Here is a 251-nt window from a genome sequence, read left to right as displayed (position 1 = left end):
TCCCAGACGTAGAGCACCGCCGTAGCGGCGAGCAGCCCGACGAGCGCCGGCCGGGCCCACACCGGATCCGCCGGCCGGCCGCGCACCGCCCGCCGCCACCGGCTCACCGGCGGCGGATCGCCCGCGCTGACCGCGGCGCTGGGCAGGACCGTCGCGCTGGAGGGGTCCTCGGGCTGCGTCATACGCCAGATACTCACCGTGCAACCTGTGCGCAAGCTGAGAGTGATCGGATGCGCCACCGACGGCCCCGG

Annotated in this window: 1 pseudogene; it reads right to left on the bottom strand. The window is 75.7% G+C overall.

Annotated elements, in window-relative coordinates:
• A pseudogene (locus NBZ85_RS32100) lies at positions 1-197 on the bottom strand (hypothetical protein); the annotation flags it as partial.
• Between the last annotated feature and the right edge of the window lie 54 nt (positions 198-251).

It is taken from the genome of Frankia tisae (genome assembly GCF_025403405.1).
GTDB classification, from domain to species: domain Bacteria; phylum Actinomycetota; class Actinomycetes; order Frankiales; family Frankiaceae; genus Frankia; species Frankia tisai.
This window is presented reverse-complemented; position numbering and strand designations above follow the sequence as displayed.